Here is a 25902-nt window from a genome sequence, read left to right as displayed (position 1 = left end):
CGGTAGAGGACCCTGAGGTTCCCAAATGTTCGTATATTTACGTATAGCCGTTCTGTCCCCTCAGCGTCTCTCGGTAGAGGACCCTGAGGTTCCCAAATGTTCGTATATTTACGTATAGCCGTTCTGTCCCCTCAGCGTCTCTCGGTAGAGGACCCTGAGGTTCCCAAATGTTCGTATATTTACGTATGGCCGTCAGAACTAAACACGAACAGGAGCACGACACCTGGTTTATTTCATTTACCTGCTTCAATTGGATACCACTGTTTGAAATCACACAGTCGTACGATATAATATACAAATGGATTAAACTCATTGCCGACAAATACCAGATAAAACCCCATGCCTTTGTGATAATGCCCAACCATATGCATATCATCCTGCGAACACCTGATGCGGGAGTCAATCTTAATAAGGTTATGAGCAACGGCAAACGTTTTATGGCTTACGAGCTTGTGGCCAGGCTGACCTCAGCAAATAACATCATTGTCCTTAACCAACTTTCTTCCGGTTGTACAGACCGCGAAAAAGCGAAAGGGCAACTGCACAAAGCATTTGAGCCTTCGTTTGATGCAAAGCCAATTTTTACTACAGCCTTTTTGTATCAGAAAATAGATTACATTCACCACAACCCTGTAAGCGGCAAGCGGAATTTATGTGCCGATTTTACAGATTACCTGCACAGTAGCGCTGCATTCTACTACTTCGAAAAACCGCATGAGTTTGTAGAGATAACCGATTACCGCGATTTTTGGGTAGATACAGATTGGGTGAAACCGATTGGCTTTTAATCTAATTTTAACGCAGTCCGATAATGGTCTACCGCAGAGGCCCCTGCCGCCACGCATAAACGCGACTTTAGGATTACGATTGGCTTTGTACAACCGCTGGGTCCTCTCCGAGAGACCCCGCGGGGGACGGAACCGATCACCTCGCATCAACGAGGCTTCGGGATTACGATCAGTGTACAACCGCTGGGTCCTCTCCGAGAGACCCCGCGGGGACTGGACTTCTTGATTCTAAACTCTTGACTCTCTCCCTGCCGTTGCCTTCGGCCCACGCTTTACACTCATACGCGCACAAGGCATTAGGCGCAGGCCGGTATCCGTTTCAATCGCTAACGGGGGATGGGGAATGGTGGGTTGGGGTTTACAAACAAAAGCGTGATTGCATATGGGGTGAATATACAACCAGATTATTGTGATTGTAAACTACAGGCATGGAAGTAGAAAGTCGTAGACTTCTAAAAACGGGATTATAACGAAAATATTTAATAATAGCGTTTATTTATTTGAAAATCAATTATCAAGTTTATTTTTGTTTCTTTACTATTAGCCCGAAATAATAAACCTTATATTCCAATTACATGCTAAAGATATTCTATTCATATTGTCACAGAGATGAATCATTACGAGAACGGTTGGAAATCCATCTTGCGATGTTAAAAAATGCTAAATACATAACAGATTGGCATGATAGAAAAATCTTAGGGGGAGAGAATTGGGATTATAAAATTAATTCTGAGCTTGAAAATGCAGATATCATTCTTTTACTTATTAGCCCTGACTTTTTAGCGTCATCTTATTGCCTTGATATCGAAGTTCAACGCGGGCTCGAACTTCATCGTCAAAAAAAATCAATTGTGATTCCGATAATCCTTCGATTTTGTGACTGGCAATTAGCCGAATTTAAATCATTGCAATGTTTACCTAAAGACGCAAAACCAATATGTAGTACTTATTGGGAGAATGAGGATGCCGCATTTTTAAATGTTGTGGATGGCATAAAGAAAGTAATTAATGTTATAAGGGAGCGAAAAAACATTGAAGCTTCTAAACCTTTAATTACGAAATTACGGTTTGACATTGGAGGATATGATTATTATGTTAATAAATCCCTTTTAAGAAATCATACTTTTATCGGACTTGATTTTGGTACATCAACGACAGTTGTTAGCATTGCAAAACTCGACGAACAAACCCAAGCGTTAAAGATTGAAACTATTTCTTTTTCGTTTTCCACGCCGCCAATCGGTATACAATGGACTGACTTGATACCATCAGTTGTATATTATGACCTACATGGAAATCAATTATCCATTGGCATGGAAGCTAAAATAAAAAAATTTGCAGGTACGACGTTACCTGGTGTCAATTACTGGTCATCGTTTAAAATGGGTCTCGGCAAAGATGAGGGGGCTATTTACACTAACTCGCTCTTAAAAGGGCAAATTTCGGGTTGGAAAATATTGAATGATAAAGACGCTACGCTTGTTTTCTTAAAGAATATAAAAAAATGGATTTTTGAATATATCAAGCAGGAACAGTATTCAATGGATTTGAAACTTTCAGTAAGTATTCCTGCTTCATTTGAAGCTAATCAACGCAGAGAGTTGTTGGAGGTAATCAAAGAAGTGGGGTTTGAAGAGCATGAAGAACTCTTCATTGACGAACCAAATGCTGCCTTTTTAAATTATCTACATGAAAACAACATAGTGGAAGACTTTAGTGGTGGCCAACCAGACCGCCAACATACTCTTGTTTTTGATTTTGGCGCAGGTACTTGCGACATTTCCATTCTCGAATACGGAAAAAAAAATCAAGGTTTTTATTCAAAAAATATCGCTATCTCGAAGTTTGAGCATCTTGGCGGTGATGACATTGATCGTACTATAGCACAAGAATTACTTTTTATTGAATTTTGTGAAAGCCATAGCCTTGATCCTGAAATTATTACCGATACTGAATATGAAGATTTCTTTGAAGGTAAATTAAAACCTGCAGCAGAAGCATTAAAGATTAAAGTTTGTGAAAAATTAAAACGATCAAAAGATTATCTAAGAAAAGACGTGACATTATGCTATGATGTGCCGATAGTTCTTACCTATAAAGGTAAATCATATAATTATGAGTCACAATGCATATCAACAAATGAGTTTCAGAATATTATGACGAAATTTCTTGATACGTCAGGTAAAAATGAAAGTTCGATTTATTACGTCATAAATTCTGCATTGCGAAAAGCGAAAATGCAACCCAACGATGTCGATAATATTTTGTTGGTCGGTGGTTCATGTAAAAATCCTCTTATCGAAAAAAGTCTAAGGGAACATTTTCCAATTACGAATTTTCTTATACCTGGAGATATTCAGGTACAAGTTTCTAAGGGCGCTACTATTCATTCGCTTTTGTCGCAAGGATTAAACAAGCGACCAATTGCACCGATAGTAAGCGAGTCTATTTCGATAGTTCTACAAGGCAAAAAACACCTAAATTTGATACAACAAGGGGATGAAATTCCTCTGTTCAAATCAATAAAAGATCCATTAGGCGTACAAATAAATGGTCAGCGGATTATAGAAATACCGTTATATGTTTCAGGGGAAGAAAAAATGTTACAAAATGTCATTATCCAATCTCCAAATGGCTTTCAAAGACAGGATATTTTTTCCATCAGTGCAGAAATCAATCAAAATAAAATAGTAACTATTAAAGTACTCTGTAATAATCAGCAAATGGAAGTACGTCATTTTTCACCTTTTGCTAATGAAGTATTATCTCCATATAAACGTGCAGTTAAAGAGGTCGAACGGGAAATCAATAATCTTTTAGCTGCGGGAGCAAAAAAGACTGATAGAAAAATCACTAATTTGGTGGACAGTTTAATATTATATCATACATCAGCAAATAATTACAAAGAGGCTATGGAAACGACTATTAAATATTACCCCAATAAATATTCGGATATTTCATACTTTGCAAATAATGCAGGGTATACAAAAATCGCACATGATTACGTAGTAAAAGCTTATCAAAACAATCCCAACGACACTAATGCGTTTAATGTTGCCCAATCGTTGACTCCTGAATCATCAGAATATTTCTATTATATGCAGATCGCAGCGGACCTCGGTAATACTGCAGCAAAAGTCATCATTTCTGTACATAAAATCGAACTGGGAAATGAGGAAGCAAGAATTGAACTTCTCGGCCCTTTTGATACCTTATATACTACATATCAAAATGATCCGAGTCAATTAAGTGTGAATGATCTTGATGACTTAATATTAACAGCGGAATATCTCGGTTATAATACGTTGATTGAGGATATTCACAGTTATATTGATAATATGCATTCAAAAATAAATTCTGGTAGTGAGTTGTTTCATGAAGCAAATCTTTTGAAAGAACGATAACCATATAGTATTCGGTTGTGCAGATGTCCCTCGCTGTCCGTAGAATTCTTTCCGCTGACTCAAGCGTGCAGCGTGTGCCCCCCGCTGTTCGAAGTAATTATGTAATAATGCCCCCGCTACCGCAAGGGTCCACCCTTGTGGTCCGTGTGCTGAGTATGCGCCATGCATAACCGCCATGAACAACCCGGAGATTGCTTCGTCCCTCGTATGACATGGTGGTGATAACGATTAATATAATACCCAAAAAGCCACCAAAAGCGGGCTTTGTCAACGTAAGCGCTGCTGACAGCGCCTAACCTCGTTGTCCGTAGAGTTCTCTGCCTTCAAATTACGATGCCCGTAGTCTCCACACTAAGGCGCCTAATCCCGCTTTTATAATCAAGTAGCAAAAAAGCCGTCATACAATGCTTGTTTAAAAACGGGATAAGGAAGATACTTGTTGAGAAAAGCTAACGTTTTGTACTATCTTTATTTTGATGAAAGAACGTATACAGTCGGTAGACATCGTGCGCGGATTAATCATGATTATCATGACGCTTGACCATACCCGCGATTTTTTGCACCTGGCCGGACCGCCCCCGCTTGATGTACAGCGCACCACGGTGATACTGTTTTTTACGCGCTGGATAACACATTTTTGCGCACCCACCTTTGTTTTTTTGAGCGGCGTATCGGCATGCCTTGCCGCGCAGCGCCGAACAACCGGCCAGATGACCACTTTTTTACTAAAACGAGGTGCCTGGCTCATATTATCCGACCTGGTAATTATCAGCCTCATCTTTAGCTTTGATGTGCATTACCATTTCCCGGTGCTGGAGGTTTTATGGGCCATTGGCTTTGGCATGATTATTTTGGCCTTACTGATTAGGGCACCTAAAAAAATTATAGCCGTGGTTGCAATACTGATTATTGCCGGCCATAATTTACTCGACAACGTTGATTTGCCTAAGAACGGCACGCCTGGCAACCTTACTACGCTATTGCTGAATGGCGTAGGGGCATTGATCCCTATCGGCGCCAACCGGTTTATATTTGCTATTTATGCCGCCATTCCGTGGACGGGGGCTTTATTGTTAGGCTACGTTTTTGGCCATCTTTACAAAAAGGGCTATAATGCGGCAAAGCGGCAGAAAATATTAAAGCTTTCGGGCTGCGCATTGATTGTGCTGTTTGTTACCCTGCGCCTTATCAACCATTACGGCGACCCTGTACCCTGGGCCATTCAGCGGAATTGGGCGCATACCCTGCTTTCGTTCCTGAACGTGAGGAAGCAAACCCCCTCGCTCCTGTTTATGTTGATGACGCTTGGGCCGGTATTGCTATTGTTGTCGGCTACCGAGGGCATAAGCAACCGCATTACCCGGTTTTGCAATGTATATGGAAATGTGCCTTACTTTTATTTTATCGCACATTTGGTGTTGCTGCGCATAATCAATGTAGCGGGTGTTGTACTCGCCCGCATTCCGTTTGACTTTCAGAAGCCTGCACCGGTATGGGCCGCGCCGGGTTTCGGTATTCCGCTTTGGGGGGTGTACTTGTGCTGGATAACCGTTATTGCGCTGATGTATTACCCCTGCCGTCAGTATGGCCGATATAAGCAAACACACAGCGGGTGGTGGTTATCGTTTATATAAGATTGGGATACCTGGTTGTCGCAAATCAGCAAAAAAACCGCTCAGGCAGGCCAGGCCTAACAGTTGCCAACTACAGTCATAAGGGCTCGAAGTAAGATAATCGAACAGCAGAGAAATGACAAGGTCAATAAATAAACTACATCAACAACACTTTCCAGGCATCCATTACCCGGCCGTTATCTAACAATTGCTTAGCTTTTAAATGCAGATGCAGGGTGCGGCTGTCACCGATGGTAGCATCGGCCAAGTCTTTCATTTCATCGGTTTCACTAAAAGCTTTTACCTCCTCATCGGTTGGTAGCGTTTCAACAAGTCCCAATAATCCCAGGTTATTCCCGGTTAATACTTTGGAGTATTTAACCTCTTTTGGAAAAGCATCAACGCCGATACCTATTCCGGCATTGCCTGTTGGTTTGGCAATTTTAAATAAATTATGGCTGGTTACCCTGCAATACCAATCGCCGCCTAAACGGGCCACCAGGTCTATTTTATGCGGGTCTATTTTACCATTGGCATCCAAAATAGCTTCACTGATATGCATCCGTTTCACCTCGGCAATAACCAAATTACCCGCTCCCCCGTTTTTCCCCAATGATATCACATCATTTACTACACATTCCAATTGAACGGTGGATTCCGCTACCCTCGGTGGCTTTATTGTCTCCGAAGCCAATTCAGTAAACCCCGCTTTAGAAAATTCATTTACGTCTTTTTGGTAATCCATACTGGTTAAATAGGTCTGTTGCACCATTTCGTAGTTCACAATATTTATCACACATTCAGGCACTTCCAAAACGTTTTCAAGCGTGTGTTTAGCGGTATTATCCCGCGCCCTGCTTGTGGGCGAAAAAACACATATCGGTGGATTAATACTAAAAACATTAAAAAAACTAAACGGACTTAAATTAACCCGGCCGCTTTTGTCAATAGTGGATACAAAGCATATTGGCCGGGGTGCAATGGCATAGTGCAAATAACCCTGCATTTCGGCCGGTGTTAACGATGATACATCGATAGTTTTTAACGTCATTCAAATTTTATTTAAAGCTAATCAGCCGGTTATCTGGCCTTAAGCGGGGGGCGTCACTTTATGCCACTTCGATAATTGCGATATTGTAAGTTATACAAAACTAACCGACAATAAGCAGAAAAAAGACAAGGTAATTTAAGAACGAAATTATTTTTCGGATTTTATTTTCCCTCATTATCATGCCCCGCTGTTCGAAGCCCGATGTCGAATTACCGTGTCTGTTTCTGCAGACTACCGGGTTTAATCAAATGGGATTACCGTTTGTACTGCAGCATATTTTTTTGGCAAAGCCAAACCTTCAAACTCCCTCAAACGATATCAACAAAAAAAGCCCCATACCCTGTTTAACCAGAATATGGGCTCCTAAAACTTACTCCTATGCGAGCTTTTAAAGCGCCTGCCCGTTATTTAGGGAACCCAACATCCGCCTTTACCTCGTTTATTTGTTGGGTATGGCGGTTACTGTGGGCAGCTATCAGCAGGATGAACTGGTAACTATCGTAAGTACCAACAGGCAATACCAACACGTGGTTGCGCAGGTCTGTTTTGGTGTTTTTTATGAGTGCTATCAGCTTTTCGCGATTGGATCTGAATGCGGTGAGCGCTTCGGTAACGGTTTTGTAGGGCGAATTTGCCGGCTCAAGCGCGGCGAAGGTTTTGGATTTATGTGTGCGGTCTTCCACGGCCTTTATGAGGTCGTCGTCGGTAAATTTAATGTCGGCCCGTTTTTCGGGGTTGGCCGGTTGCGCTAAGGCTGGTTCGGCCATGGCCCAGAGTTCTTTTTCGGCGGCGGCAATATGTTTAATACAGTCGGCCACGCTCCATTTATCAGCAGCCGGCTTAAAGTTTAGCTGGGCCACACTCAAGCCTTTAACGGCATCAAAAACGCCAGATTCGGTTTGGGTGAGCAATTGCATCGCTTTTTCTCTTTCTTGTGGGGTTATCATGTTGCTTGTTTGTTGTTGCGCGCTGCATTGGTATGCTGTAAAGCTCAGCAAAATGAGGATGATGATACGTTTCATGGATTGAAGTATATAATTTATAATTTTTTACCCTAATACAAGGGCATGAGTGATTGCGAAGTATTTACTTGTTTAATTACTTGCTCCAGGTGTCCATAAGCCGCCCTATAAGGAAAAACTGCCATGCTGATCCTTTTTACACCGGCAATTTGCAATGCCTCAACAGTAGCCACATTTGGGTTACCAACAACATTAACAGGTAGGGAAACCGCCATGCTGATTTGTTTAATAACTGCGGCATCGCCTATGCCGGTAACAAAAAGGCCATCTGCGCCGGCATCACGGTAAAGCCCTGCCCTAAGGATAACGGTTTCGAGCGGGGAGGCCAGTTTTTGCAGGTAAACATCAGTGCGGGCATTTATAAAAAGCTGCTGGTTGGTTTTGGCAAGGTAGTTTTTGATACTGTCCAGTTTACGCAAATAAATATCCTGGCCCTGGGCGTCCTCCAAATTAATGCCGACAACCCCAATATCCAGCAGTTGCTGAATTTGTTCATTGATAACCACGAGATCATTACTATACCCCCTCTCAAAATCGACCGACAGTGGAAGATCTGTTGAGGCTTTGATCCTTTGAACAATGTAGAGCAATTCATTAAAAGGAATTTGCTCGCCATCGGCATAACCCATTGAATCTGCAATTGCGCCACTTGAAGTACCTATCGCCTCAAAACCGGCAACTTGTATCAGTCGCGCGCTTTTGGCGTTCCAGGCGTTACCTAATAAAAAAGGAACCGGCTGATGATGCAGCTGGTAAAATGTTTGGTAATGAGTCATACCTTATCTGATATAAATACAAATTTATGTTGTTTCCGGCAATTAAAAGGGTGCAAATTAGACATTATAGCGGGCCGATTTGGACATTAGTAGTTGGCGAAATTACAGTTACTTTAAAGTAAAAAAGCCGCCCTGCTAACAGGACGGCTCATGCATTATAATCAACTAAATCAAATTTTTATTACACCAAACGCACGTTAAAGTGATAAAGATGTATCAAGTGCTACAATTGCATCGGTGTTATTGGGTGTAATGCCGTTTTGCATTTTCTTATTTGGTAATCCAGATTTTTGTGCTGGTAAGATCACTGCCACCGGTTGCTGCTTTCCAGTTGGTAGTGTTCAGTTGCGCTTCATCGGCCGGATATTGGTAACGTTGTAGGCTGCCATAATTTTGTTTATAGCCCGCCGGGTTGTTGGTATCCGTTGGTGTTGCGCCGCCCGTTCTTCTTAGCAAGGTCCACGCTAACCAGGGCTGGCGGAACATATCAACCCATTCCTGCGCATAAATCAGGCTGAGTGCATTTGCGGAGTTAAAGGCAACTTTCGGGTTGGCCAATATAGCGTTGATTGTTGCCGCAGATGGTGTCTCTGAAGCAGGTTTGTTTACCACCCAAACGGATGAATTGTACGCTACACTATTCCAGAAGGTAAGTGATGCGGTAACACCTGCATTATATTCAGCTTGTGCCGACGAAGTGCTTTGCGCTACACCCGCAACGCCACGTGCGTAAACTTCTGCTTTTAAAAAGTGTACCTCGGCCGGGGTAATGAAAATTTCGGGACATGCGCCTGTCGAGCCGGTAGCAATTCCATCCCTGCCCCAGTAATAATTATAATCGGAATACAAATTGCCATCCTTATGCGCTGCCCAACCTTTATTATCAGGATCTCTTTCGGTGTTATAAGGGTCGCCGCCATCTGTTATAGGGGTAGCCGGGTTTTGCGGGTAAGGTACCCAATTACCTGCCCCGTTAACTTCAAAAAATATTTTACACCTTAAGTCAAATATCCCGCTGCCATCGGTATTGTTATTGCTGCTGAATAAATTCCATAGGGTGCTGCCCATTCTTGCGCGACTTTCCTGGCGGAAGAAGAAACCCCTTCCTGCTCCATCAATATCAAAGGATATGCCCGGAACATTGGCTTGTTTAAAGCCAACAACGTCGGTAAGCGGGTTGCTGGATAACTTGGTTATGGCATCGGCTATTATCGGTGTCGCATCTGTATTGTCTTTATCATACATGGTAAGCGCGTAACGCAAACGCAGCGAATTGGCAAACGCTTTCCATTGGTCGATATTATTGTTTAAAAGGAATTCCGAACCAAACGAAAACTGGGTGCTGCTGGTAGTAAAGTGGTTTGCAGCCCAGGTAAGATCGGCCAGGCATGATAAATATACGGCCTGTTGTTTATCATACGGTACTTTAAGATCGGCAGTAGAACCCGAAAATGCCTTGCCTGCTTTAGAATATGGCATATCGCCATAGAGGTTGGATACTTCAAGCGCCTCGTAAGCCCGCAATACTTTTACCATACCTATGGCATTAGTGTAGGTTGCCGAATCGGGACTGCTTGTCATGGTGGTAAGCATTTGATTCATAGCCGGTAAATTCGAGTAAAACAAGCTCCAGTTTTGCCCTTCTACAAAACCGAAATCCGATACGGCATATACAGCGCCCAATTGGGTTACAGGATATAGCCATCTTGCTTCGGCCCAGTTGCCTATGTTAGCCGCACGATCCAGGTTAGCGCCGATACCTGTGTAAAGCTGTTGCAAGGTGGCCGATGCCGGACCGCTATAAGGCGCGTTTTCCTTTTGAAAATTCTTGGTACATGACGCAAGAACTGCAGTAATGAACAAGGTAGTAGTTACCATTATTGCCCATCGTTTTATATCATGATACTTAATCATAAGTTTCGTTCTTAATTTTTAACAATCCTATTAAAATCCCGCTTTTACCGAAAAACCGTAGGAGCGTACGCCAGGTAAGCCACCAAACTGAATACCCTGAACGTTTCCTGTACCTACAACACTTTCAGGGTTTATCCTGTCGGGTAATGTATTGAACAGGTAAAACAGGTCGCGGCCGATTAACGATACCGACAGGTTTTGGAGCATTTTTGTTTTTTGTACAAATTCTTTCGGCAGGTTATAAGTGATTGACACCTCACGCAGCTTACCCCATGAATCATTGAATATGGAGTTGGTGCGTACAATAGGATCATTATCCCATGATTGATAATTACCCGCGTATTTCCACCATGCATTTACCACATTGGTGTTTGGTGTATAGGTACCCGCTGTTGAGCCCTGCACCACGCCAGGTAAAATTACGCCAACGTTGGCCTTTGTTCCGTCGGGATAAGTATAAGCCAAGCCGTGTCCGTCCCTTTCGTAAACGGTTTCGGGGGCCATACCCTGCCCCATAAGGGTAGCGTAGTCACCAGACCAGATCTGTCCGCCCACCTTAAAGTCTGTCAAAACATATAAGCTAAAGTTTTTGTAACGGAAGCTCTGCGAAATACCGCCTGTCAGTTTTGGCGTGGCATCGCCTATTTTAACCAAATTGTCTGATGTGGCGTATTGCGAGCCAAGTACAGCGCCGTTTCCGGTGTTTGTACCATCAGCGTATATCAGGTTAACAATCTTTTGGCCATTTGGCGCATATTTGTAATCGTACCCGTAAATGCTGCCATAATTTTGGCCTACATCAACTTTCATCAAAACACCGTTGCTGCCAAACCATGAACCTAACTGTAATGAGTTAAGCCCTGGTTCCAGCGCAACAACTTTATTTTGATTATGTGCCGCATTCAAGGTTACATTCCATGAAAAATCACTTGATTTAATCACTTTTGCACTCACGGTTAATTCATAACCCCTGTTGCGTAACGCGCCGGAATTTATTAAAACGTTTGGAACACCTGATGAACCAGCTACTGGGATTGTTATTTCCTGGTTATCTGAGTAGGTGTTATAGTATGTGAAATTCACATCCAGCCGGTCATTAAAAAAACCAAGATCGGGGCCAATTTCAAAAGACCGGGAACGTTGCGGTTGTATGTTGGTAGGGTACGAACTCGGCAAATTCAACCCGGTTGTGAAACCTGGCGTGCCTGAAGTTGGGCGGTAGGTAAATCCGTTTTGATAAGGCAAATAGGCATTTGCACTTTTGGCCTCGCTTACACGTATTTTTCCGTAAGTGAACCAGCTTTTTACCGAACTCATATCAAACGCATCGGTAAACACAAAGCTTAAACTTGCAGATGGGTAAAAATAACTCCAGTTTGTTGGGCGTAAGGTAGACGACCAGTCATTTGTTCCGGCCAGATCCAAAAACAGGTAATTTTTGTACGAAAGATTAAGCAAGCCATAAACAGTATTTATTTGCTGCTCATACCTGTTTTCTGACGCATTAAGTGCCGTTGTTGAATTGCCGGCGTAATTGCTCAGGTTAAATAAAAACGGGTAATTAAATGGCCCTGGATTAGTTTGCGCAATATCATACATGTTCCGGTAGTAGTGCCTTGCACCTACAGAAAGACTGGCATTAAAATCGGGAAGTAAACTGTTTTTATGAAATATTAAACGACCATCGAGGTTGTTGGTAGCATTTTTGGCCAGATCATATCCGTAGCTGCCAATTAACCCTGCGGCATCTGTAGGATAATTTTTAGTTACATACTCGTTAGTATAATAATCCAAACCAACGTTGCCCACTGCCTTTAACCAGGGTGTAACTTCGGCATTTAATGATATGGAGCCCACAAACTGGTTTTGTGTAAGCGTGGTAATATCATTAAATGTATTCCACCAATAATACTGCTGACCATACTCAAACGGCGATTGCTTTAGTATAGGATTTTGCGATCCGTCGGCCAGTGTAGTCAGCCCCCTTTCAATCGGCTTATAATCTGCAGGCAAATTGTACACGGTCATATAACCCAGGCCGATATTACCCGCCCCACCGTTTTCACCGTATATATTTGGTGGGTTAAATTTGGTCAGGTTAATATAACTGGCTGTAGCGTCAACCTTAACTTTGGGGCTGATGTTTATTGATGAACCTATATTAAATGTATTGGTGGCGTTATTACTATTGTAGGTAATAGCCTCATTTGTTGACCGTGTATAGGAAACGCGCAAGGTGCCAAGTTCCCCGCCGCCCGAAAGGGCTATGTTATGGGTTTGTGTATTACCGGTTCTGTAAAAGCTTTTGAAGATATTTGAATTGCCGGTATAAGGCCTGGTTGTACCATCCCACCAAACAAGTGGCTGCCCTTCCATTTTAGGCCCCCATGATGCACCATCGCCGGGAAAACCAATATAGTTATAAAACGGCCCGCCGGCAGCACTGGTAACACCCGGGCTAACATAAGCCCCTGGTATGTTGCCCAAAGGGCCATAGGGGTCGCCGCCTATTTGTTCCTGCCTGTTTTTACCATTGGCATCTTTATAAAAGAAAGGATTTGCCGAGTAAAGGTCTTCTGTCATACCGTTACCATATTCACTCTGCGTTTTTATAAAGCGGTAAGGATCATTAGCGCGATAAGTGTAGCCATAATCAACACCAAAACCTTTCTTTTTGTTGCCTTTTTTAGTCACGATAAGTATTACACCGTTGGCACCGCGTGCACCATATAACGCTGCTGCAGTTGGGCCCTTCAACACATCAAGGCTTTCAATATCATCAGGGTTCATACTGTTTAAGAAAGATCCGTTATCTACCGGCGGTTGCGAAACGTCGGTACCGCCATTACTAAGTGATAAGGCATCATTAAAAGATTGCACCCCTCCTTTTGGTTGTACAGGTTCATTATCAATAATAACATTGTCAACCACTATCAGCGCCTGGTTATTCCCGGCAAGGTTATTATTACCCCTGATAACTATACGGTTTGAAGAACCTTCCACACCGTTTGGCTGGGTAATATTCAGGCCTGCTATTTTGCCCATTAAGCCCGAAGCTATGTTTGGCGGGTTAGCTTTATTCATATCGGCACCTGATATGGTCTGAGCGGCGTAGCCTAATGATCTTGCTTCGCGTTTTATACCCAAAGCAGTAACAACTACTTCATTTAACGAACCTGCGCTTTTTTTCAGTTCGATAACTAAATTTGTACTGGTGCCTACTTTTATTTCCTTGCCTTCATAGCCAACATACCTTATTATCAAAACATCGCCTGCCGACGCGTTCAAGCTAAAGTTACCATTTACATCGGTTTGCGTGCCATTGGTTGTTCCCTTCAGGCCGACGGAAGCGCCGGGAAGAGGCATCCCGGTTGAATCAACTACTTTTCCGGTAATAGGCGGAGCTTCATCCGCCGCGTCTTTTTTTAATTTTTGCTCGTATCGGATCAATATGGTTTTGTCGTCGATACTGTAAGTCAGCGATTGTCCATTCAGCACCTTATCTAAAACATCGGCCAGTGGCGTGTTTATAAAATCCACCGCCTGTGGCTGGATGTTTTTAATTTTATTGGATGCAACAAGAACATTATAGCCAGTTTGCTTCCTTATCTCCTTGAAAATTTGTTCAAGAGAAGCGGAATTATTTTTGTAGGTAATTTTTTGAGCAATGCTCAATGCGCTAACATGTAAGATGGTAACCGTCAAAATAATAGAGGTAATTCTCATAATCAGCAGGAATTTGCGGATATACCCCTTCCGGGTACAAAAAAATCCGTTGAACTTTTTATACATTTGAATGTCTGTTTTACGTGAAATATTGGTTCAAAGCAATTTTATCGTTTGCCGGCTGGCAAACGATGTGAGCAGGCTATTAAGCAGGGGCACGGCTAATGCCTCTGCTATTTTTTCCTTTTCACTTTTCTGGAGTTTATAGTTATTGTTTCTTCATATCTTTTGGGTTTAATTTATAATTAGTTAATAATCAAGTCAGTTATTTTTTCTCTATAAAAATTTTCTTTCCCTCAATCCTGAATTTTACATCGCCGGTTATTTCCAGCATCTTTAAAACTTTAGATACGTTGTCATACCTGGTGATGCTGCCCCAGTATTCAACATTGGTATTCTGATCTTGCGGATAAACAATATCAACATCATACCACCGCGATATCTTCCGCATTATGCTTTCCAGTTTCTCGTTATTAAAAAGGAAGTAGCCATTTTTCCAGGCGGTAACTTCTTCGGTATCTGTTTCTTTTACCCGGATATTGGTTTTATCAGCAACAGTTATAGCTTGCTGACCAGGCCGTAACGTAGCCGTTGAATTTCCTCTTGTTATTTTTATACCACCGCTAATCAATGTAGTTTTTATAACGGGCTCATCATCGTAAGCGTTGATGTTAAATACAGTACCAATATCTTCAATGGTTTGACCTTTTACATCTACCCTAAAAGGTTTTGAGGCATTGTGCCTTACATCAAAGTACACCTGCCCGGTTACTTCAACCCGCCGTTCTTTAGATTTAGAAAAATCAACCGGAAACCTGACAGATGATTGAGCATCAAGGTAGGCCACTGTTCCGTCTGCCAAAGTTATGGACGACTGGCCGCCACGAGGTGTAGAAAGCGTGTTGTATTTTGCCGGGCCCTGGTTATCGGCATTCCCGGGGGCAATCAAGCTTTTGTTTATGGTGTAGGCAAGCACTCCGTTGTTATTACGGGTTACCTGTAAAGCACCTTGCCGGTAAATAATCCCTTTTTTTATACCGGTTATGTAAATCTTTTGCCCGTTGGCAAGGGCTAATACGGCCTTATTTTGCCCCGGCGGAATATCATGGTGTGTAGTTGCAGTAAGCTCGTTTTTAGTAACATTATTTCTAACAAAATAAAAACCACCCAGGCCTAATAATATTAAAACACATGCTGCCGCACTTATCCGCAGCGGAAGTGATATTAACCTGCCTATCCTGAATTGACGTTTTAGATTTTCACGAACGGCTGCAGCATCCTGAAGGCGCTCATCAAGTGTATAATCGGGCAATTCCGACTCCTGATGATGCAAATACCAGCTTTCAAGCAGCGATTTCTCATCTTCAGTGGCCGTATTGTTTCCGTATTTAAGTAATAAATCTTTGAGCTCCCTATCGTTCATACTACTATTTATTGCCTTTATTTTAGTAAGACAAACAACGCGTACCGTACAGGTAAATAAAAATAAAATATTTTATAAGAGCTGAAAAAGGATTAATAGATAGATAAAAAAGCCGAGGCGAACCCTTAATGTTTTTAAGGCGTTTGTAACATGCTTACTTACTGTTTGCTCGGAAATATCCAGTTGCGCTGCAATTTGTTTATGTGAGAGATGTTGTTTGCGGCTAAGTTCAAATACCTGGCGCATTTTTGGCGGAAGAGCGGCAATCTCTTTTTCAATAAGCATCGCAAGCTCGTGTTCACGCACCAGGTGATCTGTGATAATCTGGCTGGTTTCGGTTTGAATAAACTGTATTAACGAGGTGGTGTATTTTTCAAGTATTGATTGCCGCGCAATTCTGTTCAAAATATTGTTACGTAACGACGTGTATAAATAACCCGAAAGATTAGAATGGCAATTGATTTGGTCGCGTTTGGCCCACAAGGTTGTGAAAACTTCCTGAACAACATCTTTTGCTTCTTCCCTGTTCCTGGTTTTATTATAGGCGTGATTAAATAAAGTGAGTGTGTACCTATCGTATATTTCTACATAAGCAGCCTGATCCCCCGACTTAAATAAGTCAACCAATTCGCTGTCCGAAAAGTGCTTTAGGGTGGTCATTTAAAAGAAGTTGATAACGAATGTATGAAATTTAAGAATATAAATATAAAAACAAGAAAATTATCAGCTGCAGCGTATACCGGCGCGACTGCAACGCCTCACCCTTGTGGCGCGCGTGCCAAGTGTACGCCAGGCATAACAGCCGTGCACAGTCCAGATATCACTTCGTTCTTTATAATGGTATGTTTATAAGTTACTGACCATCAATATCGAATATCCGTCATTGAGGTACGAAGCAATGACGAACTATAGGGGACTTAGCACATAAAGGATTGCTTCGTGCCTCGCAATGGCGATAGTTTAGAACATCCGTTTAACCTCATAACATTTTTTCAGGTTTTGCCTGATGGATCCTCGAAATATAATTGTGGTGATAACCGATTAATATTGTTTTGGGGATACATTTTAGCGATTTTATCCCAGGAAAAAGTCGTTGGCGGTAACAGCAACAACGGCAGAAGATGATTACTATGCAGATTTAAGGAGTCTTTGGTTTAGTTGAAAGGACAATAATAAATTAACATCAACAGCCCACACCCTCAATAAATCACCCTGTTCAATTCTTCAACCATAGCGGGGCGGCGGGGATACTTTTGTTTCAATTTTTTTGCGAGCTCAATGATCTGCTCTTTTCCGAAGGCGAGGGCTCTCATGATCTTCTTCATATTGCCGGCTAACTGTGCGTAATGGCTTCGGTTGTCGGCTTTATCAGCCTGTCGTTCCAGGGCCGGGATATAAAGCTGTAATAACTCGTGGGCATATGAAAACACCAGGTGTTCATGGTATACCATAAGCCGGTCAATATCTTTTTCATTTTTGACCAGTTCAAACAGCAGGTCGGTAAACCTCTCTTCAATATAAATTGGTGACAGTGCCGAAAGTAAAAAGCTGTTAAACGGAAGCCAGGTACTTTTACCATGCTTTTTTGTGGTTTCGGTTTTAATACCGGCGATAATATCCTCAACTATTTTCCCCCATTCCCCGGCATCGTAAGTTGCTTTCAACGCCCTGTAATACGTAACATCAAACTGACGGTCGAAAGCAAACGCTCTGTAATATTTACGTGTTAAAGGCACATCATTTTCTAACAACGCTATGCGCAACAATTGCTTCTCCCACTGCGCAACGGTACCCGGATGCCTTTTATCTTCTGCTATTTTTATACCGTCATTTATCAGCTTTTTTGCCCGCTCATAGTCCTGGCTGCTTAACACTTTATCAACCTCGGCCTGCCTCACTTCCACAATTTCCATATTTAGCTCAATCAGCGCTTCGGCTTCGGTGTGCCTGCCTATGGCTTCCAAAAAATCAATTTGGGTTGTCTTAAAATGCTCAAGCCGGTAACTGCTATGCTGCCCGGTTAACCGGGGCAACCAGGCATCAATCCAGGCTAAAAACTCCTGGTGCAGGTTTAGCTCAATTGCCAAAGTTTGAAAAACATCCATCAACTCATATCCAAAATCGCCATAATCAAAGTATACCGCATCGTTGAGCTCCACTTGTAAAAACTTAAACACGCGCGTTTTCATATCCATAACGGCATCGGCAGATAAAGCTATTTGATCTATAAGTTGGATACTGCCAATAATGGCATCGCCTAAAGCACCGCTTGAATCGTCGCCATAACTTATTACCTGCATCATTTCCTTTAACACCACGCTGGCTATTACAAAAGCCTCTACAAAGTTGCGCTTATTGGCAAAATCAAACCCCTTATCAATTAGCTGGTTTACCTCTTTGGCTAAACCGGCCGCCGAACGGTAATCCATATACCCTTTGGCCATATGTTTTTTAATGAGCTTTTTAATTGAATCGGCATATAGTTTACCGGTATCAATACGGCCGTCTTTTTCTGCAAAAAACAGCTCAAATGCCCTTTTAAAATCCTTGTTGGTTAACACGTAATCTTTAATAAAAACCCGGTATTCATCAGCGCTAATCTTCAACAGCAAATCTTCGAACTGATTTTTCTTTGCACCCTTTTTTGGTACTATTATACGTGTTGCCAATTCGTCCCTTATTTCAAAAAGCGCCGCTATTACATGTTTACAAATTGCGCCATCATAGGGGCAATCACAATGGTAGGCTACAATTTCCTTATCGTTTTTCAGCGTTACCGATATGTTGTATGTTTCAGTTCCTTCAACTTCTGCCGTCCAGCGACCTGCGTTTTCTTCCAGGTCGGCAACTGCCCCCTCTTCATGGTACTGCTTTCCTCTTTGTAGCATTACCGCATTTAGTTGTTTCTCAAAATTTTGCAACGTAAACATATTTCAATTTGGCTTTATCAAGACTGATGGTATTTATAATAAACTTTTACTTTTGTATCGCCTATCATGGTTATACAACATATTAACAATACTAAACTACGTTTATAATATGCATTTAGTAAAAGAAATAACACCCGAAATTATAAAAGATATTGCCGAAATGCTGGATATGGGCATGGTTTGTTTTTATCATAAACCAACAGGCACTATGGATTATTACCCTGATGAACTCAAGAACCCCGGCTATGACGAAGAACCCTGGGCAGAGGTCATTGATAAAATTGCCGAAAACTACGGCGATTATCAACGGTTTGAGGGAATGAGCAGTCGTGAGGCATTTGAAGTTATGGAAGATTTTATTGCCGGTATTAACTATATACCCACACACAACAAGTTTATTGACGCTATATCGCGCAAAAAGCCGTTTGGCAATTTTAATCACCTGCTGCAATATCATCCCGACTTGCGCGAGGAATGGTTTAAATATAAATTAGAGCGGGGTATTGAATATGTAAAAGACCAAATAGGATAGAAATTACAAGCTGTTCGATGTCTCCATCTCTCCCGCTACCACAAGGGTTCACCCAATGCTGTTAAACGTTTTCACCCCTATAGGGGTATAACATTTGTAGAGAAAAGGTCTCGAACAGCCGGGAATTAAGTAAGACCAAAACCCCAATCCACTCCTATTTCGCGCTCAACGCCTCTCCCTCAAAAACAACACCCTCCCAGCCATGAGCCATAAACTGTCTTATATTTTGATGGTCTGTTGCATCCGGCTTAGCCAATACCGACTGGTAATGTTCGGCAAATAGCCACAGTGTGTCGGCCGCGCTTATGTTGTTCAGTTGGGCGCTGTAAAAAACTTTTGCACTCCCTTGGTTTTGCGTGGCCTGGTTATATGCATCGCCATTTTTAAAGGCAGTTGGCTGGTGATTGTAATAAGTTTCAATCAAATTTATAACTTCGTTAAACAACAATAATCCTTGTTTGGATGCGGTAATTAACGTAAGTAATTGCTCTTTCATTCAGATTAATTTTTGGCGAAAGTAAAAAGAAAAATCAATTCCCGCTGTTTTTGGCGGCGGGCCCAAACACCTCGGGCTTCACTTCAAATTAATACAAATCGGCTACCGCTAAATTTAGTATTTTTGTTTTCCACTTATTGAACCATACTAATAAACTTAATAGCCGGTATGCCCAGTTCTGACTTTAAAAAAAACCAATTGAACGGCCCGGCCCAGGATGAGCCATTACTTTTCTTTGGCGAACCAGGATTTGAGTTTATTACCCGGCTGGCTGCACTCACCTGCGGAGTACCCATTGCGCTGGTTTCCCTGTTCGAGGAAAATAACGCATGGACGCATGCTAAAACATTCCCCAAATCACCCGAAGGCCTCGGATACTCCGCCTTTTGCGACTATGCGGTAAAAGAACATATGCTGTTTGAAGTGCCCGACACCCAACATGACGAGCGTTTTAAACAGAACCCGCTGGCCACCGGGCGGCGCCCGGTAAAATTTTACGCTGGCCTGCCGTTAATCAATACTGAGGGTAATACCCTGGGCATTTTAAGTGTGCTGGGATATGAACCGGGGCAGCTATCAGAGGTGCAACAGGAATCGCTGCAACTACTGGCACAGGAGGCAACGACGGTAATAACAGAACGCCGTCAAAAACAGGAGCTTCAAAATTTCGAAAAGCTGTTTAATTTATCGGCCGACCTGATTTGCATCGCCGGAACAGATGGATATTTTAAAAGGATTAATCCTGCGTTTGAATCAACTTTTGGATGGGATGATGCCTACATTTTGGCTACCCCCTACCTGGAACTGGTGCACCCCGACGACCTGAAAGCCGCCAAAGAGGAAGTGACCGGGATGGTATCGGATAAAAAAGTACGGCAGGTAACCTACCGTACCAAAACTAAATCGGGCATATACAAAGCCATCCGCTGGGAAACCACGCCCGATCCAAATACCGGCAACCTGTTTTGCATAGGGCGCGATGTAACCGACGAGAAATTAAAGGAACAGCAACTGGCCATCAGTGAGGAAAGGCTGCGCGTTTTTTTTGAGAACTCGCAAGGGCTCATGTGCACCCATGACCTGTCTGGCCGTTTCCTATCTGTAAATATGGCCGGGGCTTCGCTTTTGGGCTATACCGTTGCAGAAATTTTAACTTTAAGTTTGTTTGATATCGTACCACCCAACCGTCATGCGCAGTTAACCGGGTACTTAAAAGAGATAAGGGAAAAGGGGGGTGCCAGGGGCCAGATGGTTACCCGGCATAAGGATGGCAGCCCCCGCATCTGGATGTTTAACAACATCCTTGAACAACAGGGCGACGAGACCTACGTGATAGGTAATGCCATTGATATTACCGAAAAACACTTCCTGGAAAGGAACCTGGAACGCACCCGGCAAATGCTGGAAGAAACCGGCAAGGTAGCCCGTATTGGCGGCTGGGAATATAATGTGCAGCGGCAAAAAATTGAATGGACAACAGTTACCAAACAGATATATGGCGTGCCGGCGGATTATGAACCTGATTTAAGCGGCATCATCAATTTTTATAAAGCAGGCGAAAGCCGGGATAAAATTTCGGCAGCGGCCCACCTGGCCATGACTGATGGCCCGCCCTGGGACCTGGAGCTACAAATTGTAACCCCCGGAGGCGAAGAACTTTGGATAAGGAGTTTAGGCCAGGCCGAATTTGCAAACGGCGTTTGCCAACGGTTATTTGGTACTATACAGGATATTGAACAGCAAAAAAAAGCGGAGACCGAATTACTGAACGAAAAAGCCATTTTATCGGCCTTTGTTGAACATTCGCCTTCGCCAATTGCCATGGCCGATACGAATATGCGGTTTATAGCGGTGAGCAGGCAATATTTACAGGATTATGGCTTAGGCGACCGAAACATTATCGGCTTAACACCCTATGAAGTATTTGGCCCCGCCAGCGAAACAAACCGGGCAACACACCAAAGGGTTTTAAACGGCGATATAATAAGACGCGAAGAAGTGCTGGTTAAATTGCCGGGCATGGAGGAAGAACAATACCTGAACATTGAGATGCGGCCCTGGTACCGTTTTGACGGCACTATAGGTGGCATCATGACCTCGTCCGAGATTATCACCTCCATTGTGAAACAACGGGACGAACTACAGGGCGCCAAACAACTGGCAGACCAGGCCAGTATTGCCAAATCGGAATTTCTGGCCAACATGAGCCATGAAATCCGGACGCCATTAAATGGCGTTATCGGATTTACCGACCTTGTTTTAAAAACTAAACTAAACGAAACCCAGCACCAGTATCTTTCCATCGTCAATCAATCGGCCAATGCCTTATTAAGCATTATCAATGATATCCTGGATTTTTCAAAAATAGAAGCAGGAAAACTGGAGCTTGACATCGAAAAATGCGACTTATACGATATCGGCTCTCAATCAACAGACATTATCACCTACCAGGTTCAGAAAAAAGGGCTGGAAATGCTCCTGAACATCCCTTATGATTTGCCAAGGTTTATTTGGGTGGATGCCGTGCGGCTAAAACAAATCCTGATAAACCTGCTCAGCAACGCTGCCAAGTTTACCGCGGCTGGCGAGATTGAGTTAAAAATAGAAGAAATTACGCCGTCATCGCCGGTCCCCGGCACCATGTTCCGCTTTAGCGTGCGGGACACCGGCATCGGGATAAAACCCGAAAAACAGGACAAAATATTTGAGGCCTTTTCGCAGGAAGATGGATCGACCACCAAAAAATATGGCGGCACCGGGCTTGGCCTTACCATTTCCAATAAACTGCTGGGTTTAATGGATAGCAAACTGCAACTGGAAAGCTGGCCTGGCAAAGGCAGCACCTTTTACTTTGATATCCAATTGCGGGCAGAACAGGGCGAGCCCATTAGCTGGGAAAATATCGGCATGGTAAAAAAGGTGCTTGTTGTTGACGATAACGACAACAACCGGCTAATTATAAAGCAAATGTTGTTGTTACGGCAAATTGCAAGCACCGAGGCAAAAAACGGTTTCGAAGCTTTGCAATTGCTGGCCGCTGGTCAACATTATGATGTGATTGTGATTGACTACCACATGCCATATATGGATGGGCTGGAAACGATTAAAAAGATCAGGGAAAGCTTTAACGATGCTGCAACCGGCCAGCCTATTATTTTATTACACAGCTCATCTGACGATGAAAAGGTGATCAGGTCATGCGAAGAATTGAAGGTGAACCACCGGATGGTGAAACCCATCAAAACCGAGGATATATACAACGCCTTATCCCGTTTGCATCAGAAAACCACTACTGAAACTAAGCCCGATGACGCCGCTGCAGTTGTTGCAGAAATAACGGGCAACCTAACCATCCTGGTTGCCGAGGATAACGCGGTGAATATGTTGCTGGCCAAAACTATCATCCGCCGGATTGCCCCGAATGCCCTGATCCAGGAAGCGGGTAATGGCCTGGAGGCCCTTGCCAGCTGCCGGTTACGCTGGCCCGATTTGATTTTAATGGATATCCAGATGCCCGAGATGAATGGGTACGAGGCCACCCGGCAAATCCGTGCAATACAACAAGACACACAAATCCCAATTATTGCCTTAACAGCGGGCAACGTTAAAAGCGAAAGGGAGAAATGCCTGGAGGCCGGGATGGATGACTTTATTGTAAAGCCGGTGGTTGAAGAAACCATATTGGCCGTGTTTCAAAAATGGCTGCGTTCTTTCGGCTCCCCCGAAACGCCCGAAGCAGCTCTGGATTTACCGGTTAGCACGCCTGTACACTTTGATATAAAACACGTAAAGAGCTATTTTGGTGATGACGACGAGATTTTAAAGGAATTACTTAGCCTTACAAAAGTTGAGTTGACAGATTCAATTTCAATACTACAATTGGATTTAAAAGCCGCTGATTTGAAAAAATTAAATTTACATGGCCATAAGTTGTACGGCACCGCGGTAACAGCCGGCTTAAACCACCTGGCCAAACTGGCCAGGGAGCTGGAGCATATGCCTGTTTTTATAGTGGCAAACACGCAAACCCTTGTAAACGAAATTGAGGAGGAGATTATGCTGATTATTGGCTTATTGGAAAAGGAAATAATCAGCTAATTACGAACTCAATTGTACCTCCCAATAAGATGTTGTAGTCCGCATTTTACCGGCTGTCTACTATTTTAAACCATTAGTTGATACCTTTTAATTTATTGCTTTAATTATATTTTGCAAATTACGTAATTAGTTACGTAATTTGTTTTAATGGAAAATTCATTCTTCAATTCAGTTGGAAAAGCGGGCATTGGCAGCAGGCTGCGGATGCTCCAGGAAAAGATTACAGACGATGCCGCAAACATTTACCGGATGTTTGGAATTGACATGCAGCCTAAGTGGTTTCCTGTTTTTTATACCTTATCTCAGGGAAACTTCACCATAACCGAGATCGCCCAGCACATCGGGCACTCCCACCCTTCTGTTAGCAAAATTGTATCCGAAATGGTGAAGAAGGGCCTGGTAACGGAAGGCAAAGATGCCAATGACGGCCGCAGGAATGTACTGTCGTTATCTGACAAGGGAAAACAGGTTAATGAAAAGCTGCAGTACCAGTTGGTTGATGTTAAAAACGCTGTAGAAAACATTTTGGATAATACCCGGCACAACCTGTGGGAAGCCATCGGCGAGTGGGGATTTATGCTCGAACAAAAATCGCTGTTAAAGAGGGTTCAGGACGAGAAAAAATTAAGAGAGGGCCGCGACGTTACCATTGTGCCTTTTGAAGAGCAATATAGTAAGGCATTCCGCGAACTTAACGTGGAGTGGATAAGCACCTACTTTAAAATGGAAGAAAAGGACTATCAATCGCTCGACCATCCGCAGGAATACATTTTAAACAAGGGCGGCGAAATACTGGTTGCCCTGTACAAAGGCGAACCTGTGGGCGTATGTGCATTGCTTAAAATGGACGATCCCGAATATGATTATGAATTGGCAAAAATGGCTGTTTCGCCCAAAGCACACGGCAAAGGCATAGGTTGGCTGTTGGGCAAGGCCATTGCCGAACGCGCCAAAGCCCGGGGTGGCAACACACTGTACCTGGAAAGTAATACCATGCTTAAACAAGCCATCAGCCTGTATCAAAAGTTAGGATTTAAAAAAGTGGTTGGCCGGTTTACCCCTTACGAGCGTTGCAATATCCAGATGGAATTGCAGCTGAATAACTAATGATGATGATCTGTTAAAACTATACAAACAAAACGTGCAAATTAAAACGTTATGGAATCAGTATCTGAGCAAACTATAAAGGTTGATACAAACATATACATTATAGGCAATGGCGTTATTGCCAAGGCTTTGGCCGTGGCCCTAACCCTAAAGGAAAAACAGGTTACCATCCTGCGCGGTAGCGTTCATGATCAGCCGACCAGTCGCGAATTGCTGGAGATAGAAACGGATAATAATACCCTGCAGGCCGAAGTAACCATCAGCACCTTAAATAATTATACGCAGCTTGATGGGCTTATTTTGTTAACCAACAAATCATTCGGCAACCAGGAACTGGCCGAAAAGCTCAAATTCAAAGCAAAGCATTCACCCATTGTATTCCTTCAAAACGGCCTTCATATTGAAGATAGTTTTATCGGCGCGGGCTTTACCGAATTATACCGGTGTGTGCTATTTGTAACCAGCCAATCGGTATCAACTAATAAAGTAAGGTTCAGGCCGGTTGCATCATCGCCCATAGGCGTTATTAAAAGCTCATTTGATAACCTGGATAGTATTGTTGATGAACTGAATACCGGTGTATTTTCATTTAGGCCCGAGGTAAACATCCAAACGGTGATCTGGAAAAAAGCAATCAGCAACTGCGTATTTAATTCGATATGCCCACTGCTCGAGATTGATAATGGGGTATTTCACCGCAATGGAACAGCCTTGCAGATAGCCAAAACTGTAATTGCTGAATGCGTTGCAGTAGCCAACCAGAACAACATCCGACTAACGGAGCACGATGTACTGGAAAACGTGCTGACAATAAGTAAAATGTCCGACGGGCAAAAAATATCTACCTACCAGGATATACTTAACAAACGGGAAACAGAGATTGAAACGTTAAATTTTGCAGTAGCCAAAGTAGCCCAGCTGTCTGGCAACATTAAAGTTCCGGTTACCGCTTTATTAGGCGAAATGACAAAACTTAAGTCGGAGCTGTTCAGGATGTAGGGCTTGTCTTATCAACCGGCACA

16 protein-coding genes are annotated in these 25902 nt (G+C 42.9%); 7 read left to right on the top strand and 9 right to left on the bottom strand.

From position 1 onward, the window contains the following. Nucleotides 1-185: 185 nt before the first annotated feature. The 3 genes from AC1DV1_RS05455 (at nucleotide 186) to AC1DV1_RS05445 (ending at nucleotide 5826) form a co-directional block, all read left to right on the top strand. The gene (locus tag AC1DV1_RS05455; protein WP_477356352.1) at nucleotides 186-788 is read left to right on the top strand and encodes a transposase; all 603 of its coding nucleotides are present in this window, start codon (nucleotides 186-188) and stop codon (nucleotides 786-788) included. A 575-nt stretch (nucleotides 789-1363) separates the two neighbouring features. Continuing rightward, nucleotides 1364-4192 carry an Hsp70 family protein gene (locus tag AC1DV1_RS05450; protein WP_477356350.1) on the top strand — a complete coding sequence of 943 codons (2829 nt, stop codon included), beginning with the start codon at nucleotides 1364-1366 and terminating at the stop codon, nucleotides 4190-4192. Nucleotides 4193-4668: 476 nt separating this feature from the next. Continuing rightward, nucleotides 4669-5826 (top strand): acetyltransferase domain-containing protein, encoded by a 1158-nt coding sequence (locus AC1DV1_RS05445; RefSeq protein ID WP_477356348.1) that lies wholly within the window; start codon nucleotides 4669-4671, stop codon nucleotides 5824-5826. Between the two features lie 136 nt (nucleotides 5827-5962). On the opposite strand, the gene AC1DV1_RS05440 is transcribed toward AC1DV1_RS05445, so the two are convergent. From AC1DV1_RS05440 to AC1DV1_RS05405, 8 genes are all read right to left on the bottom strand, one after another. Beyond that, the gene (locus tag AC1DV1_RS05440; RefSeq protein WP_477356346.1) at nucleotides 5963-6856 is read right to left on the bottom strand and encodes a flavin reductase family protein; all 894 of its coding nucleotides are present in this window, start codon (nucleotides 6854-6856) and stop codon (nucleotides 5963-5965) included. Between the two features lie 404 nt (nucleotides 6857-7260). Then, nucleotides 7261-7878 carry a DinB family protein gene (locus tag AC1DV1_RS05435; protein WP_477356344.1) on the bottom strand — a complete coding sequence of 206 codons (618 nt, stop codon included), beginning with the start codon at nucleotides 7876-7878 and terminating at the stop codon, nucleotides 7261-7263. A gap of 32 nt (nucleotides 7879-7910) precedes the next feature. Continuing rightward, complete coding sequence (locus AC1DV1_RS05430) at nucleotides 7911-8654, bottom strand: isocitrate lyase/PEP mutase family protein (RefSeq protein ID WP_477356342.1); 744 nt, start codon at nucleotides 8652-8654, stop codon at nucleotides 7911-7913. A gap of 270 nt (nucleotides 8655-8924) precedes the next feature. Beyond that, nucleotides 8925-10568 carry a SusD/RagB family nutrient-binding outer membrane lipoprotein gene (locus AC1DV1_RS05425; protein ID WP_477356340.1) on the bottom strand — a complete coding sequence of 548 codons (1644 nt, stop codon included), beginning with the start codon at nucleotides 10566-10568 and terminating at the stop codon, nucleotides 8925-8927. 30 nt (nucleotides 10569-10598) lie between these two features. Next, a complete protein-coding gene (locus AC1DV1_RS05420; protein ID WP_477356338.1) occupies nucleotides 10599-14360 on the bottom strand; it encodes a SusC/RagA family TonB-linked outer membrane protein in 3762 nt (1253 codons plus the stop codon). Nucleotides 14361-14559: 199 nt separating this feature from the next. Next, entirely contained in the window at nucleotides 14560-15717 is a 1158-nt protein-coding gene (locus AC1DV1_RS05415) for a FecR family protein (protein ID WP_477356336.1), read from the bottom strand. A 72-nt stretch (nucleotides 15718-15789) separates the two neighbouring features. Further along, nucleotides 15790-16377: an RNA polymerase sigma factor gene (locus tag AC1DV1_RS05410; RefSeq protein ID WP_477356334.1), complete on the bottom strand. Its 588-nt coding sequence runs from the start codon at nucleotides 16375-16377 to the stop codon at nucleotides 15790-15792. Nucleotides 16378-16916: 539 nt separating this feature from the next. Then, nucleotides 16917-18605 carry an SWIM zinc finger family protein gene (locus AC1DV1_RS05405; RefSeq protein WP_477356332.1) on the bottom strand — a complete coding sequence of 563 codons (1689 nt, stop codon included), beginning with the start codon at nucleotides 18603-18605 and terminating at the stop codon, nucleotides 16917-16919. A 151-nt stretch (nucleotides 18606-18756) separates the two neighbouring features. On the opposite strand from AC1DV1_RS05405, the gene AC1DV1_RS05400 reads away from it, so the two are divergent. Beyond that, nucleotides 18757-19179: a UPF0158 family protein gene (locus AC1DV1_RS05400; protein WP_477356330.1), complete on the top strand. Its 423-nt coding sequence runs from the start codon at nucleotides 18757-18759 to the stop codon at nucleotides 19177-19179. 154 nt (nucleotides 19180-19333) lie between these two features. Here the strand turns inward: AC1DV1_RS05400 and AC1DV1_RS05395 are convergent, their stop codons facing one another. Further along, nucleotides 19334-19675: a HopJ type III effector protein gene (locus AC1DV1_RS05395; protein ID WP_477356328.1), complete on the bottom strand. Its 342-nt coding sequence runs from the start codon at nucleotides 19673-19675 to the stop codon at nucleotides 19334-19336. Nucleotides 19676-19843: 168 nt separating this feature from the next. Here AC1DV1_RS05395 and AC1DV1_RS05390 point away from each other — a divergent pair, with 168 nt between their 5' ends. The 3 genes from AC1DV1_RS05390 (at nucleotide 19844) to AC1DV1_RS05380 (ending at nucleotide 25879) form a co-directional block, all read left to right on the top strand. Further along, nucleotides 19844-23773, top strand: a complete 3930-nt coding sequence (locus tag AC1DV1_RS05390; protein ID WP_477356326.1) for a response regulator — start codon at nucleotides 19844-19846, stop codon at nucleotides 23771-23773. Nucleotides 23774-23920: 147 nt separating this feature from the next. Then, complete coding sequence (locus AC1DV1_RS05385) at nucleotides 23921-24880, top strand: bifunctional helix-turn-helix transcriptional regulator/GNAT family N-acetyltransferase (RefSeq protein ID WP_477356324.1); 960 nt, start codon at nucleotides 23921-23923, stop codon at nucleotides 24878-24880. 51 nt (nucleotides 24881-24931) lie between these two features. Then, on the top strand, nucleotides 24932-25879 hold the full coding sequence (locus AC1DV1_RS05380; protein WP_477356322.1) for a ketopantoate reductase family protein: 948 nt from the start codon (nucleotides 24932-24934) through the stop codon (nucleotides 25877-25879). The last annotated feature ends 23 nt before the right edge of the window (nucleotides 25880-25902 follow it).

This window comes from Mucilaginibacter sp. P4_D1 (genome assembly GCF_056401935.1).
Note: the sequence above shows the minus strand (reverse complement) of the source record. Positions and strands in the feature narration are given on the sequence as shown.

Bases quoted from the DNA above. Each gene is read 5' to 3' on its own strand.
- AC1DV1_RS05455 (WP_477356352.1), top strand. From the start codon at position 186: ATGGCCGTCAGAACTAAACACGAACAGGAGCACGACACCTGGTTTATT.
- AC1DV1_RS05450 (WP_477356350.1), top strand. From the start codon at position 1,364: ATGCTAAAGATATTCTATTCATATTGTCACAGAGATGAATCATTACGA.
- AC1DV1_RS05445 (WP_477356348.1), top strand. From the start codon at position 4,669: ATGAAAGAACGTATACAGTCGGTAGACATCGTGCGCGGATTAATCATG.
- AC1DV1_RS05440 (WP_477356346.1), bottom strand. From the start codon at position 6,856: ATGACGTTAAAAACTATCGATGTATCATCGTTAACACCGGCCGAAATG.
- AC1DV1_RS05435 (WP_477356344.1), bottom strand. From the start codon at position 7,878: ATGAAACGTATCATCATCCTCATTTTGCTGAGCTTTACAGCATACCAA.
- AC1DV1_RS05430 (WP_477356342.1), bottom strand. From the start codon at position 8,654: ATGACTCATTACCAAACATTTTACCAGCTGCATCATCAGCCGGTTCCT.
- AC1DV1_RS05425 (WP_477356340.1), bottom strand. From the start codon at position 10,568: ATGATTAAGTATCATGATATAAAACGATGGGCAATAATGGTAACTACT.
- AC1DV1_RS05420 (WP_477356338.1), bottom strand. From the start codon at position 14,360: ATGTATAAAAAGTTCAACGGATTTTTTTGTACCCGGAAGGGGTATATC.
- AC1DV1_RS05415 (WP_477356336.1), bottom strand. From the start codon at position 15,717: ATGAACGATAGGGAGCTCAAAGATTTATTACTTAAATACGGAAACAAT.
- AC1DV1_RS05410 (WP_477356334.1), bottom strand. From the start codon at position 16,377: ATGACCACCCTAAAGCACTTTTCGGACAGCGAATTGGTTGACTTATTT.
- AC1DV1_RS05405 (WP_477356332.1), bottom strand. From the start codon at position 18,605: ATGCTACAAAGAGGAAAGCAGTACCATGAAGAGGGGGCAGTTGCCGAC.
- AC1DV1_RS05400 (WP_477356330.1), top strand. From the start codon at position 18,757: ATGCATTTAGTAAAAGAAATAACACCCGAAATTATAAAAGATATTGCC.
- AC1DV1_RS05395 (WP_477356328.1), bottom strand. From the start codon at position 19,675: ATGAAAGAGCAATTACTTACGTTAATTACCGCATCCAAACAAGGATTA.
- AC1DV1_RS05390 (WP_477356326.1), top strand. From the start codon at position 19,844: ATGCCCAGTTCTGACTTTAAAAAAAACCAATTGAACGGCCCGGCCCAG.
- AC1DV1_RS05385 (WP_477356324.1), top strand. From the start codon at position 23,921: ATGGAAAATTCATTCTTCAATTCAGTTGGAAAAGCGGGCATTGGCAGC.
- AC1DV1_RS05380 (WP_477356322.1), top strand. From the start codon at position 24,932: ATGGAATCAGTATCTGAGCAAACTATAAAGGTTGATACAAACATATAC.